Annotated in this window: 18 protein-coding genes and 1 tRNA gene; 6 read left to right on the plus strand and 13 right to left on the minus strand. The window is 57.1% G+C overall.

All coding sequences use genetic code 11. From position 1 onward, the window contains the following. Window positions 1-32: 32 nt before the first annotated feature. Window positions 33-662: a multifunctional acyl-CoA thioesterase I/protease I/lysophospholipase L1 gene (tesA, locus tag I6G83_RS12465; RefSeq protein WP_054307726.1), complete on the minus strand. Its 630-nt coding sequence runs from the start codon at window positions 660-662 to the stop codon at window positions 33-35. On the opposite strand from tesA, the gene ybbA reads away from it, so the two are divergent. Together ybbA and ybbP are read left to right on the plus strand one after the other, a co-directional pair. Beyond that, complete coding sequence (gene ybbA, locus I6G83_RS12470; RefSeq protein WP_054307727.1) at window positions 633-1,319, plus strand: putative ABC transporter ATP-binding protein YbbA; 687 nt, start codon at window positions 633-635, stop codon at window positions 1,317-1,319. The two genes, tesA and ybbA, sit on opposite strands and share 30 nt — an antisense overlap. Further along, window positions 1,316-3,748 carry a putative ABC transporter permease subunit YbbP gene (gene ybbP, locus I6G83_RS12475; protein ID WP_054307728.1) on the plus strand — a complete coding sequence of 811 codons (2,433 nt, stop codon included), beginning with the start codon at window positions 1,316-1,318 and terminating at the stop codon, window positions 3,746-3,748. The genes ybbA and ybbP overlap by 4 nt, the downstream gene beginning before the upstream one ends. A gap of 86 nt (window positions 3,749-3,834) precedes the next feature. On the opposite strand, the gene tnpA is transcribed toward ybbP, so the two are convergent. The 5 genes from tnpA to ppiB form a co-directional block, all read right to left on the minus strand. Then, window positions 3,835-4,272, minus strand: a complete 438-nt coding sequence (gene tnpA, locus I6G83_RS12480) for an IS200/IS605 family transposase (RefSeq protein WP_032751944.1) — start codon at window positions 4,270-4,272, stop codon at window positions 3,835-3,837. 390 nt (window positions 4,273-4,662) lie between these two features. Continuing rightward, entirely contained in the window at window positions 4,663-5,730 is a 1,068-nt protein-coding gene (purK, locus tag I6G83_RS12485; RefSeq protein ID WP_054306048.1) for a 5-(carboxyamino)imidazole ribonucleotide synthase, read from the minus strand. Further along, window positions 5,727-6,251 carry a 5-(carboxyamino)imidazole ribonucleotide mutase gene (gene purE / locus I6G83_RS12490; protein WP_062779322.1) on the minus strand — a complete coding sequence of 175 codons (525 nt, stop codon included), beginning with the start codon at window positions 6,249-6,251 and terminating at the stop codon, window positions 5,727-5,729. Before purE ends, purK begins: the two co-directional genes overlap by 4 nt. 176 nt (window positions 6,252-6,427) lie before the next feature. Continuing rightward, the gene (locus I6G83_RS12495; protein ID WP_015671262.1) at window positions 6,428-7,150 is read right to left on the minus strand and encodes a UDP-2,3-diacylglucosamine diphosphatase; all 723 of its coding nucleotides are present in this window, start codon (window positions 7,148-7,150) and stop codon (window positions 6,428-6,430) included. A gap of 10 nt (window positions 7,151-7,160) precedes the next feature. Further along, entirely contained in the window at window positions 7,161-7,655 is a 495-nt protein-coding gene (gene ppiB / locus I6G83_RS12500) for a peptidylprolyl isomerase B (RefSeq protein ID WP_015671263.1), read from the minus strand. Window positions 7,656-7,942: 287 nt separating this feature from the next. On the opposite strand from ppiB, the gene cysS reads away from it, so the two are divergent. Then, entirely contained in the window at window positions 7,943-9,328 is a 1,386-nt protein-coding gene (gene cysS / locus I6G83_RS12505) for a cysteine--tRNA ligase (RefSeq protein WP_054305928.1), read from the plus strand. 60 nt (window positions 9,329-9,388) lie between these two features. On the opposite strand, the gene malI is transcribed toward cysS, so the two are convergent. From malI to folD, 4 genes are all read right to left on the minus strand, one after another. Beyond that, window positions 9,389-10,405: a Mal regulon transcriptional regulator MalI gene (gene malI, locus I6G83_RS12510; RefSeq protein ID WP_054305929.1), complete on the minus strand. Its 1,017-nt coding sequence runs from the start codon at window positions 10,403-10,405 to the stop codon at window positions 9,389-9,391. A 90-nt stretch (window positions 10,406-10,495) separates the two neighbouring features. Next, window positions 10,496-11,995 carry a PTS transporter subunit EIIC gene (locus I6G83_RS12515; RefSeq protein WP_054305927.1) on the minus strand — a complete coding sequence of 500 codons (1,500 nt, stop codon included), beginning with the start codon at window positions 11,993-11,995 and terminating at the stop codon, window positions 10,496-10,498. Window positions 11,996-12,239: 244 nt separating this feature from the next. Then, entirely contained in the window at window positions 12,240-12,452 is a 213-nt protein-coding gene (ybcJ, locus tag I6G83_RS12520; protein ID WP_015671267.1) for a ribosome-associated protein YbcJ, read from the minus strand. Window positions 12,453-12,462: 10 nt separating this feature from the next. Beyond that, a complete protein-coding gene (gene folD / locus I6G83_RS12525; RefSeq protein ID WP_054305926.1) occupies window positions 12,463-13,329 on the minus strand; it encodes a bifunctional methylenetetrahydrofolate dehydrogenase/methenyltetrahydrofolate cyclohydrolase FolD in 867 nt (288 codons plus the stop codon). A 320-nt stretch (window positions 13,330-13,649) separates the two neighbouring features. On the opposite strand from folD, the gene I6G83_RS12530 reads away from it, so the two are divergent. Then, window positions 13,650-13,726: transfer RNA gene (locus I6G83_RS12530), tRNA-Arg, on the plus strand. A 286-nt stretch (window positions 13,727-14,012) separates the two neighbouring features. Further along, on the plus strand, window positions 14,013-14,249 hold the full coding sequence (locus tag I6G83_RS12535) for a DUF4282 domain-containing protein (RefSeq protein ID WP_054305925.1): 237 nt from the start codon (window positions 14,013-14,015) through the stop codon (window positions 14,247-14,249). Between the two features lie 142 nt (window positions 14,250-14,391). Here I6G83_RS12535 and I6G83_RS12540 read toward each other — a convergent pair whose 3' ends face one another. The 3 genes from I6G83_RS12540 to I6G83_RS12550 form a co-directional block, all read right to left on the minus strand. Next, the gene (locus I6G83_RS12540) at window positions 14,392-15,561 is read right to left on the minus strand and encodes an EpsG family protein (protein WP_072186108.1); all 1,170 of its coding nucleotides are present in this window, start codon (window positions 15,559-15,561) and stop codon (window positions 14,392-14,394) included. Between the two features lie 524 nt (window positions 15,562-16,085). Beyond that, on the minus strand, window positions 16,086-16,376 hold the full coding sequence (locus I6G83_RS12545; protein ID WP_152972189.1) for a hypothetical protein: 291 nt from the start codon (window positions 16,374-16,376) through the stop codon (window positions 16,086-16,088). Window positions 16,377-16,538: 162 nt separating this feature from the next. Beyond that, the gene (locus I6G83_RS12550; RefSeq protein WP_156484028.1) at window positions 16,539-16,715 is read right to left on the minus strand and encodes a hypothetical protein; all 177 of its coding nucleotides are present in this window, start codon (window positions 16,713-16,715) and stop codon (window positions 16,539-16,541) included. Between the two features lie 325 nt (window positions 16,716-17,040). Here I6G83_RS12550 and I6G83_RS12555 point away from each other — a divergent pair, with 325 nt between their 5' ends. Beyond that, window positions 17,041-17,262, plus strand: coding sequence for a DNA polymerase III subunit theta (locus I6G83_RS12555; RefSeq protein ID WP_054305922.1), 222 nt, complete (start codon window positions 17,041-17,043; stop codon window positions 17,260-17,262). The last annotated feature ends 380 nt before the right edge of the window (window positions 17,263-17,642 follow it).

A 17,642-nucleotide genomic window follows, 5' to 3' on the forward strand; every position in this document is an offset into this window, starting at 1 on the left:
TCGCAATGCGGTCTGGATCAAGGGGTACAGGCTTATTGTGTTACTAACGGTGCCAGACGTTTCGCCATCCAGTTGGCAATAAACGGCTGGGCGTCCAGATTCGGGTGCAGACTGTCATCCTGCATCCACTCCGGCTTGATAGCCACCTGCTCCATAAAGAATGGCAGCAGGGGGATCTTGAACTGCTCGGCAAGCCGCGGATAGACCGCGCTGAATGCCTCAGTATAGCGGCGGCCGTAGTTCGGTGGTATCCGAATCTGCATCAGCAGCGGGCGGGCGTCCGCCTGCTGCGTCAGGGTGATAATTTGCTCAAGGTCGCGCTGCAGATCCGGCGGCGGAAAACCGCGCAGTCCGTCATTGGCGCCGAGCTCAATCAACACCCAGCGCGGCCGATGCTGCTTCAGCAGCGCCGGCAGGCGCGCCAGCCCCTGGGCGGCGGTGTCGCCGCTGATGCTGGCGTTGATCACTTTGGGGCCGCCGGGCTGTTTCTGCCACTGTTCGGCCAGCCGCGCCGGCCAGGCCTGCGCCACCGGCAGACGGTAGCCGGCGCTGAGACTGTCGCCAAGAATCAATAACGTATCGGCAGCCGCCGCACGTAAACTGAATAAAGCCAACAATAAAAGGATGGGAAAATGCCAGCGGAAAACGTTCTTGAAGTTCATCATCTTAGTAAGCACGTTGGTCAGGGTGAGCATCAGCTCACCATCCTCACCGGAGTCGAGCTGGTTGTCAAACCTGCGCAGACGCTGGCGCTGATCGGCGAGTCCGGTTCCGGCAAGTCGACGCTGCTCGGGATCCTGGCCGGGCTGGACGACGGCAGCGACGGCGAGGTGCATCTGCTGGGGAAATCGCTGGGCGCGCTGGATGAAGAGGGGCGCGCGGCGCTGCGCGCCAACAACGTCGGGTTTGTCTTTCAGTCCTTTATGCTGGTGCCGACGCTGAACGCGCTGGAAAACGTACAGCTGCCGGCGCTGCTGCGCGGCGAGAGCGATCGCCGCAGCCGCGAGCAGGCGGTGCAACTGCTGGAGCAGCTTGGTTTGGGACGGCGGTTGGATCACCTGCCGGCGCAGCTGTCCGGCGGCGAGCAGCAGCGGGTGGCGCTGGCGCGCGCTTTCAGCGGCCGGCCGCGCGTGCTGTTTGCCGATGAGCCGACCGGCAATCTCGATCGTCAGACCGGCGAGCGCATCGCCGACCTGCTGTTTTCCCTCAACCGTGATTTTGCCACCACCCTGATTCTGGTGACCCACGACGAAACGCTGGCGGCGCGCTGCCAGCGCCGGCTGCGCTTGCGTGACGGCAAGCTGTGGGAGGAAGCATGATTTGGCGCTGGTTTTGGCGTGAATGGCGTTCGCCGTCGCTGCTGATTGTCTGGCTGGCGCTGACGCTGGCGGTGGCCTGCGTGCTGGCGCTCGGCAGCATCAGCGACCGGATGGAAAAAGGGCTGAGCCAGCAGAGCCGTGATTTTATCGCCGGGGACCGGGTGCTGCGCAGCGCGCATCCTGTGCCGGAAGGCTGGCTGCTTGACGCCAGCCGGCAAAACCTGCGGATAAGCCGTCAGCTCTCTTTTACCACCATGACCTATGCCGGCGATCGGCCGCAGCTGGCTAACGTCAAGGCGACCGATCTGGCCTATCCGCTGTACGGCAGGCTGGAAACGCGGCCGGCGGACGTCAAGCCGCAGCCGGGCACGGTGCTGGTGGCGCCACGCCTGCTGGCGCTGTTGGGCGTCAAGGTGGGCGATGAGCTGGACGTCGGCGACGCCACGCTGCGCATCGCCGGGGAGATACTGCAGGAGCCGGACGCCGGCTTTAATCCTTTCCAGACCGCACCGCGTATTCTGATCAATATGGCGGACGTTGAGAAAACCGGCGCGGTGCAGCCCGGCAGCCGCCTGACCTACCGCTATATGTTCGCCGGCGCCGAGGCGGATCTGGCGCGTTATGCGGCGGCGCTGACGCCGCAGCTGAAGGCCGACCAGCGCTGGTTTGATACGGAGAACGCCGGCGGCGCGCTGGGCAAATCGCTGCAGCGTTCGCAGCAATTCCTGCTGCTGTCGGCGCTGCTGACGCTGTTGCTGGCGGTAGCCGCGGTGGCGGTGGCAATGAGCCACTACTGCCGCAGCCGCCATGATTTGATAGCGGTGCTGAAAACGCTGGGCGCCGGACGCAAGGCGCTGCGGCGGCTGATTATCGGCCAGTGGCTGGCGGTGCTGCTGCTGGCGGCGCTGTGCGGCAGCCTGCTGGGGCTGGCGTTTGAGGCGCTGCTGATCCGGCTGTTGGCGCCGGTGCTGCCCAACGCGCTGCCGGCCGCCGGAGGCTGGCCGTGGCTGTGGGCGCTGGGCGCGCTGGTGATGATCTCTCTGCTGGTGGGGCTGCGTCCTTACCGGCAGCTGCTGGCGACCCAGCCGCTGCGGGTGCTGCGGCGCGACGTGGTGGCCAACGTCTGGCCGCTGCGCTATTTCCTGCCGGCGGCGCTGCTGATTGTGGTGGCGCTGTTGAGCCTGCTGATGGGCGGCAGCACGCTGTTGTGGTCAGTGCTGGCCGGTACGGTGGTGCTGGCGTTGCTGCTCGGCGCAATCGGCTGGGGCTGTATCGCGCTGCTGCGCCGTATCCGGCTGCGCAACCTGGCGCTGCGGCTGGCGGTCAACCGGCTGCTGCATCAGCCGTGGGTCACCGTCAGCCAGCTGGCGGCCTTTTCCATGTCGTTTATGCTGCTGGCGCTGTTGCTGGTGCTGCGCGGCGATCTGCTGGAGCGCTGGCAGCAGCAGCTGCCGCCGGAGGCGCCGAACTACTTCCTGATGAATATGACGGCGCAGCAGGTGCCGCAGGTGCGCGCTTTCCTGCAGCAGCATCAGATCGCGCCGGAAACCTTCTATCCGATCGTGCGCGTACGCCTGACGGAGATTAATCAGCGGGCGGCAACGGAGCTGGTGCGCGAGGACGATCCCGGCGGCGAGGCGGTCAATCGCGAGCTGAACCTGACCTGGCTGGCGCAGCGGCCGGAACATAATCCGCTGACCGCGGGTCAGTGGCCGCCGCAGCGCGGCGAGGTATCGATGGATGCCGGCATCGCGGAGCGGCTGAAGGTGAAGCTGGGCGACACGCTGACCTTCAGCGGCGATACCCAGTCGTTTCAGGCCAAGGTCACCAGCCTGCGGCAGGTGGACTGGGAGAGCCTGCGGCCTAATTTCTACTTTATCTTCCCGCCGGGCGCGCTGGACGGCCAGCCGCAGACCTGGCTGACCAGTTTCCGCTACGGCGGCGACGGCAGCGTGCTGACCCTGCTGAACCGGCAGTTCCCGACGCTCAGCCTGTTGGATATCGGCGCCATTTTGCATCAGGTCGGCGGCGTGCTGCAGCAGGTCAGCCGGGCGTTGGAGGTGATGGTGATTCTGGTAGTGCTGTGCGGCGGCCTGCTGCTGTTGGCGCAGGTACAGGTGGGGATGCGCCAGCGCCGTCAGGAGCTGGTGGTGTATCGCACGCTGGGGGCAAGCAAGCGCCTGCTGCGGCGGACGCTGTGGTGCGAGTTTGCGCTGCTGGGGCTGGCCGCGGGATTGGCGGCGGCGCTGGGCGCTGAAGCCGCGCTGTGGCAGCTGCAGAGCCGGGTGTTCGACTTCCCGTGGCAGCCGACGCCGCTGCTGTGGTGGGCGCTGCCGCTGCTCAGCGCGCTGTTGCTGTCACTGTGCGGCGGCTGGCTGGGCGTCCGGCTGCTGCGCGGACAGGCGCTGTTCCGCCGCTACGACGGCTAACGCCAGTAAAAAACCACCTGCATAGCAGGTGGCATTGATAGCGCCCCAGAGGGGCGTACTTAGCTCAGACTCTGAGAGCCTTCGCTTCACACCTCTTTTAGTGGAAGCTGGCTCTCTTCAACTTCATGCTTTTCCTGATACTTCACGTACTTTCTTATCATTTCTTCATTTATACCTACGGTATCTACGCAGTAACCCCGCGCCCAGAAGTGATTTCCCCACAACTTGTTCTTCCGCAGATAGGGAAATTTGCTGAACAGCCTAAGGGCTGTTTTACCTTTCAAATGACCTATCACATGTGAAATAGAAAGACGTGGCGGGACTTTTACCAGTAAATGGACATGATCTATCTGAACATTCAGCTCTACCACTTCTATCCCGAGTTGCTCACTTGAGATCCTTATCTGCTTGTAGACCTCTTTGCCAACATTATTCCTAAGGATGCGAAATCGGTACTTGGGTGTCCATACAATATGATATTGACAACACCAGAGCACATGAGATGCTTTCTGGAATCTACTCATGGTTAAATCCTTATCAGTTATGGGGATAACAGATTCGGATTTTCCCATGAGTAGCATTACTGGCAGAGCCAACTTGTTGCTGACCACCTCCATAGGAGGTGGTGTTCATGCAGAGATAAAAAAGGGTTCACCTGCGTGAACCCTTGAGATTGATGACAACGTGGTCTGAGAATCCGAGATACTCGGGCCTAGCGTAACGAGGGGGATTATGGGACGCGTCCCTGCGTCCCACCCTACGGGCCAACCTGGCGGTTGTTCAAATTTGCTCCCGGCAAATTTGTCCGGCGGCTTACGCCGCTACGACCCCATCGCCACGCTCTCCCTAATAACAGGCTTTGTCAGCAGTTTGAAGGGTTCACCAGCGTGAACCCTTGTTGCTAGCGGCGCAGATTACGCCAGCTTCTGCTGTGCCCACGCCAGGCCGCTTTGGTACTCGGCGGGCAGCAGCGGCGCCAGCTGTTGCAGCGCCTGCCGCAGTGCGCCAGCATCGGGATCGTTGAGGTTCAGGTGGCCGACTTTACGGCCGGCGCGCACCTCTTTGTCATACCAGTGCAGATGCACCAGCGGCAGCGCCAGCCAGTCGTTGTTCACACCGGTGCCGATCAGGTTCACCATCACCGACGGGGTGTTCACCACCGGCGTCGGCAGCGGCAGGCCGAGAATGGCGCGCAGATGCAGCTCGAACTGGCTGATGGAGGCGCCGTTTTGCGTCCAGTGGCCGCTGTTGTGCACCCTTGGCGCCAGCTCATTGATCAGCAGACGGTCGCCGACGATAAAGCACTCCATCGCCATCACGCCGACATAGTCCAGCGCGTTGAGGATTGCGGACAGCATCTGCTCCGCCTGCTGCTGCAGCGCCGGATCGGGCGTCGGCAGCGCCACGCTGGTGCGCAGGATACCGTCTTCGTGCAGATTATGGGTCAGCGGATAAAACACGCAGCGGCCGTCGTGAGCGCGCGCGCCCACCAGCGACACTTCGCCGGAGAAATTGATGCCCTGCTCGACGATGCATTCGCCGTAGGCGTCGGCCGGCAGCTCGTTTTCCTGGCCGGGGCGCAGACGCCACTGACCGCGGCCGTCGTAGCCGCCGACGCGGCGTTTGACGATCGCCAGCTCACCCAGCGTGGCGAACACCTGCGGCCACTCGGCCGCGTCGGCCAGCAGTTGCCACGGTGCGGTCGCCAGCTTCAGCTGGTCGAGCAGCTGCTTTTGCGTCAGGCGGTCGGCCAGACGCGGGAAAATATCACGGTTGACGAAGCTGCCGTGCGTCGCCAGCTCGCGCGTCAGCGCGGTTTCCGGCCAGCGCTCAATCTCGGCGGTAATCACGCTGTTTTGATACGGCACCGCCTCCGGCTCGGCGTCCAGACCGACCGGATAGACGGCGATCCCCAGCGGTTCGCCGGCCTGACGCAGCATGCGGCCCAACTGGCCATTGCCCAGTACGCAAACCGGCTTCATGCTTCCTCCCGCGGGTCCGGGTTGCTCAGCACCTCGTCGGTCTGCGCCTGACGCCAGTCGGCCAGCCGCTGCGCCAGTGCGCCGTCGTGACGCGCCAGGATCTGCGCCGCCAGCAGGGCGGCGTTGGCCGCACCCGCCTTGCCAATCGCCAGCGTGCCCACCGGAATGCCGCGCGGCATCTGGACGATGGAGTACAGGCTGTCTACGCCGCTCAGCGCCGCGCTCTGCACCGGCACACCCAGCACCGGCACCAGCGTTTTCGCCGCCAGCATGCCCGGCAGGTGCGCCGCGCCGCCGGCGCCGGCGATGATCACATCGAAACCGTTGGCGTCGGCCTGTTCGGCGAAGCTGAACAGTTTGTCCGGCGTGCGGTGAGCGGAGACGACTTCAACATGGAACGGGACATCAAGCGAGGTCAGGACGTCGGCCGCAAATTGCATGGTGGCCCAGTCACTTTTCGATCCCATTACAATTGCGATTTTAGCGCCAGCGGTGGTGGCTGAAGCGGCGTTGGCTCCCATGGGTGTAAGGCTCCTGTATTGTACAAGCGTTGGCCAATTGCCTGAGGCGGCAAGCCATTTGAGGGCGTAGAGCATACCACGGGCGCCCGGCAAGGAAAACGGTTGCGTAGCCGGTTTTCACCGTGAAAAGCGCGAATTCTTTCACTCGCGCCTGAAGTCAGTAGGTTAGCGATTTATCAGAACGGGAAGGCGATCAGCTCGACGTCGTCGCGGCTGACTTTGATCATTGAGCCTTCCTGGTGCCAGGCGCCCAATACCGCGCGGTGCGCCGCTGCGCCGTGCAGTGAAAGTTGATGAATGGCGGGACGGTGCGTGTGGCCGTGGATCATCCAGCGCACGTCGTGGCGCTCCATCGTCTGCGCAACCGCCTGCGGGTTCACGTCCATGATATCCAGCGTCTTGTGCTGATTGCTTTGCTGGCTGCGGGCGCGCATGCCGGCGGCAATCTTCAGACGCCAGCGCAGCGGCAGCGCCAGAAACAGCTTCTGAATCAGCGGATTGTGCACGCGACGGCGGAAGTGCTGGTAGTCGGTATCGTCGGTGCACAGCGTGTCGCCGTGCAGGATCAGCACGCGGCGGCCGTACAGCTCCAGCACCTGTTCTTCCGGCAGCAGGGTCATGCCGCTGGCGCGGGCGAAGCGTTTGCCCAGCAGAAAGTCGCGGTTGCCGTGGATAAAGTAACAGGGGACGCCGGCCTGCTGCAGCGCCTTCAGCGCGGCGGCGATCTCGGCGTGCAGTGGTTCCGGATCGTCATCGCCGATCCAGGCCTCAAACAGGTCGCCAAGAATGTATAACGCGTCCGCGTGAACGGCGTCGCGCTGCAAAAAATGCAGAAAACCGGCAGTAATTGCCGGTTCCTGTGCGCATAAATGCAGATCTGCGATAAACAGCGTGTGCATGCCGTCGCGGTTACTCGCTGACGGTTACGCTGGTGACGACCACGTCTTCGACCGGTACGTCCTGGTGCATGCCGCTGCGGCCGGTTTTCACGCCTTTGATCTTGTCGACCACGTCCATGCCTTCTACCACTTCGGCAAATACGCAGTAGCCCCAGCCCTGCGCGTTTTCGCCGCGGAAGTTCAGGAAGTCGTTATCAACCACGTTGATGAAGAACTGTGCGGTGGCGGAGTGCGGGTCGTTGGTGCGCGCCATGGCCAGGGTGCCGCGGGTGTTCTGCAGGCCGTTGTTGGCTTCGTTTTTGATTGGCGACTGGGTCGTTTTCTGGTTCATGCCAGGTTCAAAACCACCGCCTTGAATCATAAAGCCATTGATAACACGGTGGAAAATGGTGTTGTCGTAGAAACCTGCGCGGCAGTAGTTCAGGAAGTTTTCAACGGTGACCGGTGCTTTGTCGGCAAAGGTCTTGATGACGATGTCGCCGTGATTGGTGTGGAAAGTAACCATAGTTTTAATCCTAACAAGGTGAAGTGAGATGTTACAGCGGGCTGCAAACAATCAGACCGACCTTATAACATATCTCTATTAGCGAGTCAGCAGCGGGCTTGGCTTGCGCTGTCTGTTCGCCGGGTTTTGTTATAAGATAACACCGGAAGGCGGCGCGCGACGCAGGGTTTTCTGCCGATGATGTCAGCATTCCTTGGCCTTAACCTTGCATTACTGCGGCCTTCGGGGTTCAATACGCGGATCCCTGTTAATTAATATTGTTACAACGCACACCACGGAATGTCCCGATGCTAAAGATTTTTAATACCCTGAGTCGTCAAAAAGAGGAATTCAAACCAATTCATGCCGGAAAGGTCGGTATGTATGTGTGCGGGGTAACCATTTACGATCTGTGTCATATCGGCCACGGCCGCACCTTCGTTGCTTTTGACGTGGTGGCGCGCTACCTGCGCTATCTCGGTTACGATCTGAACTACGTGCGCAACGTGACCGACGTGGATGACAAAATCATCCGCCGGGCGGCGGAGAACGGTGAAACCTGCGAACAACTGACCGGCCGCATGCTGGCGGAGATGCACGCCGATTTTGACGCGCTGCTGATCGAACGCCCGGATCTGGAACCACGCGCCACGCAGCATATCGCCGAGATTATTGAGATTACCCAGCGCCTGCTGGAACGCGATCACGCCTATGTGGCCAGCAACGGCGACGTGATGTTCTCCATCGACAGCGATCCGCAGTACGGCCTGCTGTCGCGTCAGGACCTGGAGCAGCTGCAGGCTGGTGCGCGGGTGGAGATTGACGACGTCAAACGCAATCCGATGGACTTTGTGCTGTGGAAAATGTCCAAGCCGGGCGAACCGAGCTGGGAATCACCGTGGGGCGCGGGCCGTCCGGGCTGGCACATTGAGTGCTCGGCGATGAACTGCAAACAGCTCGGCACCCATTTCGATATCCACGGCGGCGGTTCGGACCTGATGTTCCCGCACCATGAAAACGAAATCGCCCAGTCCAGCTGCGCCCACGACGGCCCGTACGTCAACTACTGGATGCACTCCGGCATGGTGATGATCGACCGCGAAAAAATGTCCAAGTCGCTGAACAACTTCTTCACCATCCGCGACGTGCTGGGCTATTACGATGCGGAAACCGTGCGTTACTTCCTGATGTCCGGCCACTACCGCAGCCAGCTGAACTACAGCGAAGAGAACCTGAAGCAGGCGCGCGCTTCGCTGGAGCGTCTGTACACCGCGCTGCGCGGCACCGACCCGGCGGCGCAGCCTGCCGGCGGAGAAGCCTTTGAGGCGCGCTTCCGCGAGGCGATGGACGACGATTTCAATACGCCGGAAGCCTATTCGGCGCTGTTCGATCTGGCGCGTGAAGTCAACCGCCTGAAAAGTGAAGATATGGCGGCGGCCAACGCCATGGCGGCCGAACTGCGCAAACTGGCGAACGTGCTGGGCCTGCTGCAGCAGGAGCCGGAAGCGTTCCTGCAGAGCGGCGCGCAGGCTGATGACGGTGAAGTGGCGGAGATCGAAGCGCTGATCAAGCAGCGCAATGACGCGCGTAAATCGAAAGAGTGGGCATTGGCGGATGCCGCCCGCGACCGGCTGAACGAAATGGGCATCGTGCTGGAAGACGGCCCGCAGGGCACCACCTGGCGCCGTAAGTAAGCGCTGAGTTCATCAAGCCATTCTCAGGCCGGGCGAGTGTGCCGCACTCCCCGGCTTTTTTTATGCCGACTCCCGGGCGACCAATTGGCCGGACAGCGTAATGCGCTGGGTCGGTAACGCCGGCTCCTTCAGCTTGCGCATCATCAGCGCTGCGGCCTGACGACCGGTCTCTTCGCTGGCGGAGGAGACGTAGGTGAACGACGGCGAGGTGAGGTTGACGTGCAGCATATCCTCAAAGCCAATCAGCGCCACCTGCTGCGTCAGAAATACATCCTTGCCGATGGTGCGCCCCACCTGATGAATGCCGTTAATGCAGCCAAGCATGGCGTCCGGCGAGTGGCAGAGCAGGGCGGTGATGGTGTTGTTTTGCTCGAGCAAATGGCGGGTTGCCTGGCTGGCGGCGCGGGTATCGTCGCTGCAGGCGGGGGCGGACTCCTCTTTGTAGCTCATGCCGTGCTGGACGAGCGCGCTGCGCAACCCCAGCAGCCGCTGCTGGCGAATCAGCGACTCCTGTCGGCCGCCGATATAGCCGATGCTGCGGTGCCCGCGTTCGATCAGATAGCGGGCGGCCAGCCCCGCCGCCTGGCGGTTGTCGCGCATCACCAGGTTGCCGTTTTCCTCCAGCAGCGATTGCGAGACCGCCACCAGCGGCAGCGGACATTGGCGGATAAGCGCGGGCAGATGCGGGCTGGCGGCGTCCGACGCCAGATAAATCACGCCGGCCACCCCCTGCTGTTTGAAGGAGAGCAGGCAACGCTCAAGGTGTTCCCCTTCGTCCTGCGGCTGGCCGAGAAACACCATATAACCCTGTTTTTCCAGCTCCTGCACGATGCTGGCCATCACCTTGATGGAGAAACTGTCGCTGAAATCCCGCAGAATAAGGCCGATCAGGTTAGAGGTGCTGGCGCGTAAATTGGCAGCCGCCACGTTGTGCACGTAGCCCAGCTGGCGGATGGCGGCCTGTACGTTGGCGATGGTGGCGTCGGAGATTTTGCCCTTCTGGCGCAGCACCAGCGACACCGTCGAGACGGAGACCCCCGCCAGCTTTGCCACGTCGATAATGCTGACTTTTTTCACACCGGCTCCCAGAAAAATCCGCTGCAATCAGCGGGATAACACAACGTCTCCGGCCGCTGCCGGAGACGTTCACAGCCTACCATTTTTTGCTTATTTGCCCATCATCGTTGACATGGTTTGTGCAATAAATTGCGCCCTGGCGCCAAAAATAACCTGAATGCCGGCGTCGCCGACAAACACCACGCCGCGTGCGCCGAGGCCGTTGAGGCCGTCTTTATCCACCGATTTGCTGTCTACCACCTCAAGGCGCAGGCGGGTAATGCAGGAACCGACGGAGTCGATATTCTGTGCGCCACCCAGCAGACTGATGATTTCCGTTGCCAGCTCGGTGTCGCTTTTGTCATCCGCATTGGCGGTTACGTTGGTGCGTCCCGGCGTTTTCACGTCGAAACGGCGGATGACAAAGCGGAAGGTGAAGTAGTAGATCAGCGCCATCGGAATACCGACGATCACGGCGCTGATAAAGTTGGTCTGGTAGCCGTTGAACGAGGGCAGGATGCCGAATGACAGGTAGTCGATAAAGCCCGCCGAGAACGATTTGGCGATATGCGCATGCAGCAGATACATGGTCATATACGCCAGGCCGGCCATGATGGCGTTAAAGACGTACAGAATCGGCGCCACAAAGATAAAGGTGAACTCCACCGGCTCGGTGATGCCGGTTAAAAAGCAGGTCAGCGCGGCGGAAAACAGAATGCCGGCGGCGATTTTCTTATTGGCCGTCTGGGCTTCGTGATACATCGCCAGGCAGGCGGCCGGCAGGGCAAACAGCATCAGCGGGAATTCGCCCTGCATAAACTTACCGGCGTCCTGGTAGCTGTCACTGCTGAAAGACTTCACGCCTTCCTCCAGCATCTTGAACCAGATGGTCTGATCGCCGTGGATTACCTGGCCGGCGGCGGTGGTGTAGTCGCCGAACGAATACCAGAAGGAGGGATACCAGATATGGTGCAGGCCGAGCGGGATCAGCGCCCGCTCCACCAGCCCGAAGATAAAGGTGGAGGCCGCCTGATTATCGCCGTTGACCACCACCGAGAGCGCATCGATACCGGACTGAATGTGTTGCCAGACGTAGGGCAGCAGCAGACCCATGATAAACGACAGCAAGGCGGTGGCGATGGCCACAAAGCGTTTGCCGGAGAAGAAGCCGAGGAACTCCGGCAGCTGCATGGCGTGGAAACGGTTGTAGCACCAGGCAGCGAGAATGCCGCAGATCAGGCCGCCGAACACGCCCATCTGCAGGGTGGGGATGCCGACCACCAGCGCATATTTTCCGCCCTGTGCGGCCATCTCCGGCGTGATGCCGAGCAGCGTGCCGATGGTGATATTGGTGACAAACACCGATACGGCGGCGGACAGTGCGGCAATCCCGGATTCGGAGGCCAGCCCGACCGCCGAGCCGATGGCGAACAGCATCGGCAGGTTATCGAAAATCACTCCGCCGGCGTTCATCATCAGCGGCAGATGGAATTTGTCGCCGAATGCCAGCAACAGGCCGGCGGCCGGCAGCAGTGAAATCGGCAGCATCAGCGCGCGGCCAATCATAGACAGTTTGGATAACGATTTAACAAACCCTGAGAACAGACCCATGCTGTTTTCCCCCGATGTGAGACCCTGGATGCGCCTGAAACGGCGTTGTTATTGTAAGTAGAACGTTCTAGTAGAACGTTCTACTCATCGTCTGGCAACTCAGCGGGGCGTGCAACATAATTTTCACATTCATCCAGAGGAAAAAGTGATTTTTTGACGACGATCGAGAAATTAGCGGCGAAAAGGGAGGGGAACAAGGGGGAAAGCCGGGCTGCACGTGTGCAACCCGGCTGTGCCGCGGCGTTTAAGCCTGAACGGTGACCGTCCGGCCGGCAAAGCTGACTTTTTGTCCGGCGACGATTTTGCAGCGTTTGCGGGTTTCCACCTGGCCGTCAACCTTGACCAGGCCGTCGGCGATCACTTCTTTCGCCGCGCCGCCGCTTTCACTCCAGCCCTGAAACTTCAGCAGATCGCAGAGTTCGACGTGCGGGTGGTTATCCAGATTAAAAATTTCCATACTGCCTTACTTATTTAGGTTGAACGTCATGATATTCCTCGCAGGCCTGCAAGGTGTTTTGGATCAGCGTGGCGACGGTCATCGGGCCGACGCCGCCGGGAACCGGCGTGATATAGGCGGCGCGTTCGCTTGCGGCGTCAAACTCGACGTCGCCGACCACTTTGCCGCTTTCCAGACGGTTGATACCGACGTCAATCACGATCGCGCCCGGTTTGATCCAGTCGCCCGGGATAAAGCCCGGTTTGCCGACGGCCACCACCAGCAGATCGGCATTCTCCACGTGATGGCGCAGGTTTTTGGTAAAACGGTGCGTCACAGTGGTGGTGCAGCCGGCCAGCAGCAGCTCCATGCTCATCGGGCGGCCGACGATGTTGGACGCGCCGACCACCACGGCATTCAGGCCGTAGGTATCGATATTATAGCGCTCCAGCAGGGTGACGATGCCGCGCGGGGTGCACGGGCGCAGTTTAGGCGCGCGCTGGCACAGGCGGCCGACGTTGTACGGGTGGAAGCCGTCGACGTCTTTGTCCGGGTGGATGCGTTCCAGCACCTTGACGTTATCGATGCCGGCAGGCAGCGGCAGCTGCACCAGAATACCGTCGATTTCCGCGTCGGCGTTCAGCTGGTCGATCAGCTTGAGCAGCTCTGCTTCGCTGGTGGAGGCCGGCAGATCGTAAGAGCGGGAAACAAAGCCGACTTCTTCACAGGCGCGGCGTTTGCTGGCGACATAAATCTGTGAGGCCGGGTTTTCACCCACCAGCACAACGGCCAGACCCGGCGCGCGTTTTCCTGCGGCCAGACGTTGTTTAACTTGCTCAGCCACTTCGCTTCTAACCTGCTGCGCAATCGTTTTACCATCAATAATCTTTGCTGCCATCGGTGTGGAAATCCATCATTTAAAGAAAAAGCGGGGGATGGCGCTATTTTGTCAGAAGCTGAGCGCGCTGTCAGGCGCTGAATCGTGTTAATGTCGCGATTGCGGTGAAGTCGATGGGGCGCGAAGCCGTGCAATACGCGTGTTTTCACATCAGTAAAACACCTGATTAGCGCTAAGAGATCATGATGTTAGCGTACGGCGGTGGCGGAAAAAGCAGCATAAAACGCCCTGCCGACGACAACACAATGAAAAGGCATTGACTCACTCTCTTCGGGCCGTATAATCCAAGCCGCAACCCCGGGTTGCCGCATCTCTTCAATGCGCCCTTAGCTCAGCTGGATAGAGCAACGGCCTTCTAAGCCGTAGGTCGTAGGTTCGAGTCCTACAGGGCGTGCCATTTCGAGTCTGAACTTTTCCCCGAGCAGCAGTTTTATCTTCTCCAGGTTCCGTTGGTTGACGCCTGATTCATTTGGCCATGCTCATATCGAGAACGTCATTATTTCCGACAGGGGAAACGGACTTCCGTATTAGCCACTATTTTCCGTCCGCATCCTGGAAATGTGATTTTACTCCGCCAACGCGGCTATAGGGCTAGCCGCCAATCTTATTATTATGTCAAAATAGAACCGCTGCACAGCGGTAGAACTTATGGAATAGTATTAATAATATTAAGGTAGATAGTAATGAAGAGTATTTTTTTATTTGATGCGATGCTTACGCCAAAAATCATCACTGTAGTTTATTGGTTAACCTTGTTGGGGGTGATCATTAGCGGCATTGGTATGATGACGTACAGCGGAGTGTTTAGTGGTTTGCTGGCTATCCTGATTGGCGGCGTATTTGTCCGTGTGGCATTTGAGATGATTATTATTGCTTTTAAAAATAACGAATATCTGCGAAGAATTGCGGAAAAACCGTAACCTGTTTGCCAGGTAAAGATGCCGGGGGATACCCGGCATTAAATTGAAGTTTTTTATACTATGTCAGATTGTTTGTATTCTGTGGTGTGGTTCTTACCTTTCAGCGCTCGGGCGGCAAGAATAAATATAATCATCCTGATAACTAAGCGGGATATGACAACTGTAAAAGTGCTGACGGCCAGTTGGCAAGCAACCCTACGATAAGCACACATAAAGTTAAAACAAACACGTATGCATTGTGATTTTTTGATTTTTTATAATATGAAAGTATTATCATCAAGCTTATCATTGATAACATTGGTCCCCAGTAAAAATTCCGGAAGAACCACACCATGGATATGATGCTTACGCCATATGCGGTTAAGAGTAAGAATAGAGTATATACAGGCAGGTATAATTTGTTTTGATAAAAAAACGGATCGTTTTTTTTGCGACTGAGGAAAAAGATAGCATTGACAACAAGTGGAATAAATGACTCTGTGGTGTATTTTAGTCGTGTAATAATTGGCAGTTGGTAAAAATGAGCTCCGATTATTTCTGAGTTGAGGTACGCATAGGCTTTGCTTTTTAGGTTAACGCCGACAAAAACTTTTTGGAGCGTGTCAATGAACGTTTTCTCCACCAGGACTCGGGCAATATCGAGGTTAATGAAGTAAGAGCTTGTATAAAAAAGGAGGACGCCTATCGTGATTGATCTTAGCAGGAATCTTCTTTTGGCGATAAAGTAGGCGGCAACACCAAAGCACAGGGGGGTTAATGCGCCCCAGTGTATACTTATTCCTAATGCTGCAAATAGTAAGAAAAGAGACTTTCTTCCGTATATTAAGAAATAAAATGAGAGCATGACGAATGGGAGCGCCATACCTTGTCTTATGGTATTTGTTGCTAAATCCAAGATATACCAGCCATTAAAAAAAGAAAGCATAAGTAATGACTTGTATGGTTCTCCTTTTAAGTACTTGAATGTGCATATTAAAACGGCGAAAACAAAAAATAGGGATGTGAAAAATATGTAGAATTCATGTGATGGATTAATTGATTTTATCGTTTGGGCTATGACGTAAAAACCATAACTCCATGGGAAGTCTTCAAAGTCACCCATTTTGTCAAAGAAATCAAGATACATTTTTATGTCTGACGTGCCTTCAGCCCTTAGTCCATAAAAAAGCACCATCATTATTGCCACCAAAAAGGCGTTAATCCTGTCAAGTGATATTGAGCGACATGTCGCCGATAGAAATGAAATCAGCATAAGAATTAAAGATGCAGAAAAGTAAAAGGTTAACTCTATATTTTTTAAAAATAAAGGCATATCCCTATCCATAAAATGATAACTTAATTTATTTTCATTGATTTTTATAATGTAATGATTGTGAGGATTAACGTTCCTTATCGTAATCTCTTCGTATCTTAACCTCGATTTAGATGCTATTCCATAAGAAAGTCTTTATTGTATTTAAAAGCATGGATATTAAATGGAGTATTCCGATAGTAAAGGGATTTATCTTGTTTTGTTTTGGGTATTATCCTTTTTTTGCTTTCTTTTAATGGTGTTGGCTATCTTGGTATGGATAGAATTTCTGCATCGGGGAGAGCTATTGATTGTTGTTAACTTAATAAGTTAGGGGAGGTGTTAATATGAAGTGCTCCACTTTTTATCTAATCAAAAGGAATGGATGTCTTTCCATCATCAATCGTTGAGTTGGCTGGAATACATGATGTTCCGGTAGTGGTAAGCCGGCATCGTCCCCGCATTTTTACAATACTGAGCTGTCAGGTTAGGCTTCCATTATCACAAATAGGGCCAATATGACGCAGGCAAGATAATTAAAACATTTACCCGTCTTTCACCCACTGTGGCACGCTGACTTTCGACAGCAGTTTACCGGATTTTATCTCCATTAGTCGGCAGGTTTTACCGTCCAGCGTGGCGCCGAGAGAAAATTTCTCGCCTTTGTAAAAACAGCTGTAGTCGTCGCCGGCTGCGGCAAATTTCACCTTTTCTTCCCGTGGCACCAACAAGACCGTTTCGGTCGGATCGCCGATTCCAATAGGGAGGGTATCGAAAGTGGTGCCGCCAAAAGCGGGCATTGCGGCGACGATGCTTAAAAATGTGCGTTTTCTCATGGTGTTGCTCCTTGCCTGGACCGGAGAATTAGACATGGAAGTGCTCAAGGGGTTCCCTGCGATCAACGTGATAAGCGGTTCGGGCCGGTAAGGACGGGATATCCGAATGATATGGGGTTGCTCTTACCTGGTTTTATTTCAACCACCGTTGCATGAAAGGAATCAGAATACATCCTGATCCTCGTCGTACTCTTTGGGTTTGCTGTTGACGATATATTTAGCGATACAGGTAAGAATCACGCCGTTTGCCAACCAGGCGATGATGGCAAACTTGCCGAGCGTATCAGTAAGCCACAGGATTGGGCTCATGATGATAAGAAAACCGATGAAAAATCGCATTTATCCGCAGTCCTTTGATCTCAACCAAAAACTCTACACTGCGCCAGAAGGTAGTATCTTCTGACGATATAAAGACCACCTTGCCGCCGTTGCGGCAGTGGAGGCGGCGATAATACCCCGAATGACATCGTGATGCATGGAATGGGCGTTGTGTAGGGGGCCACCATGTATGGCGCATTTGGGCTACCCCATGATGCGGGGCCCGATCGTTTTGTCGCGGTCTGGAAAGTCGCTATATATTTGGTTACATTCCGCTTTGCCGATGTTCAGTGAACGTGAAGGTACGCTCGGCAATAACGCAGCCTTTAGCGCAGGATGGTGTTCAATGTCTCTTTATTACAGTGGGTTGCCCGGTAAGTATGAGGGGAAAGTCAGCGCGGATATCGCCGCCAGCGGCGTGGCGGGCAAAGAGTGGATGAATCTGCCGGTAAGGCCCGATCTGGTCGAGGCCGAACAACCAGAGCATCTGCGCGCTTATTTCAAACAGCGCCTGGAACACTACCGTCGCATCTCGCAAGCGCTGCCGCCGCACGTTGTTAATGATTGAGGCTGCGTAAGGCTTGAAGCGCCAGATCTTTGCTGGCGGAGGCGTACATTTTTCGTCGCATATGGTAGGCCAGGCGGCCGTTGGCAACTTCGGCCTACATCGTATCTTCTGCTAGGAAATTCAGCCCTAATCCCACGCATCCGGCTGTCATCAGCGGTCATGTCTACTTTGATATTAAGACCGGCGTCAACGCCGACCACAGCACGTCGCCGGGCTGCCCGCTGGCATGGCGGGAGCAACAGTATCGTCAGCATATGATGGCTGTTTTCCATCCAGCGTTACATCTGCCTGAGCAAACTTACCAAGGGATGACAAATCTATACACTCAAGTTGATAGTGTTAACTCACCCGATGATGTTGTGTGTTATTCCTTTCCTGTA

This window comes from Serratia rubidaea, assembly GCF_016026735.1.
In the GTDB taxonomy this organism is placed as follows: Bacteria; Pseudomonadota; Gammaproteobacteria; order Enterobacterales; family Enterobacteriaceae; genus Serratia_B; species Serratia_B rubidaea.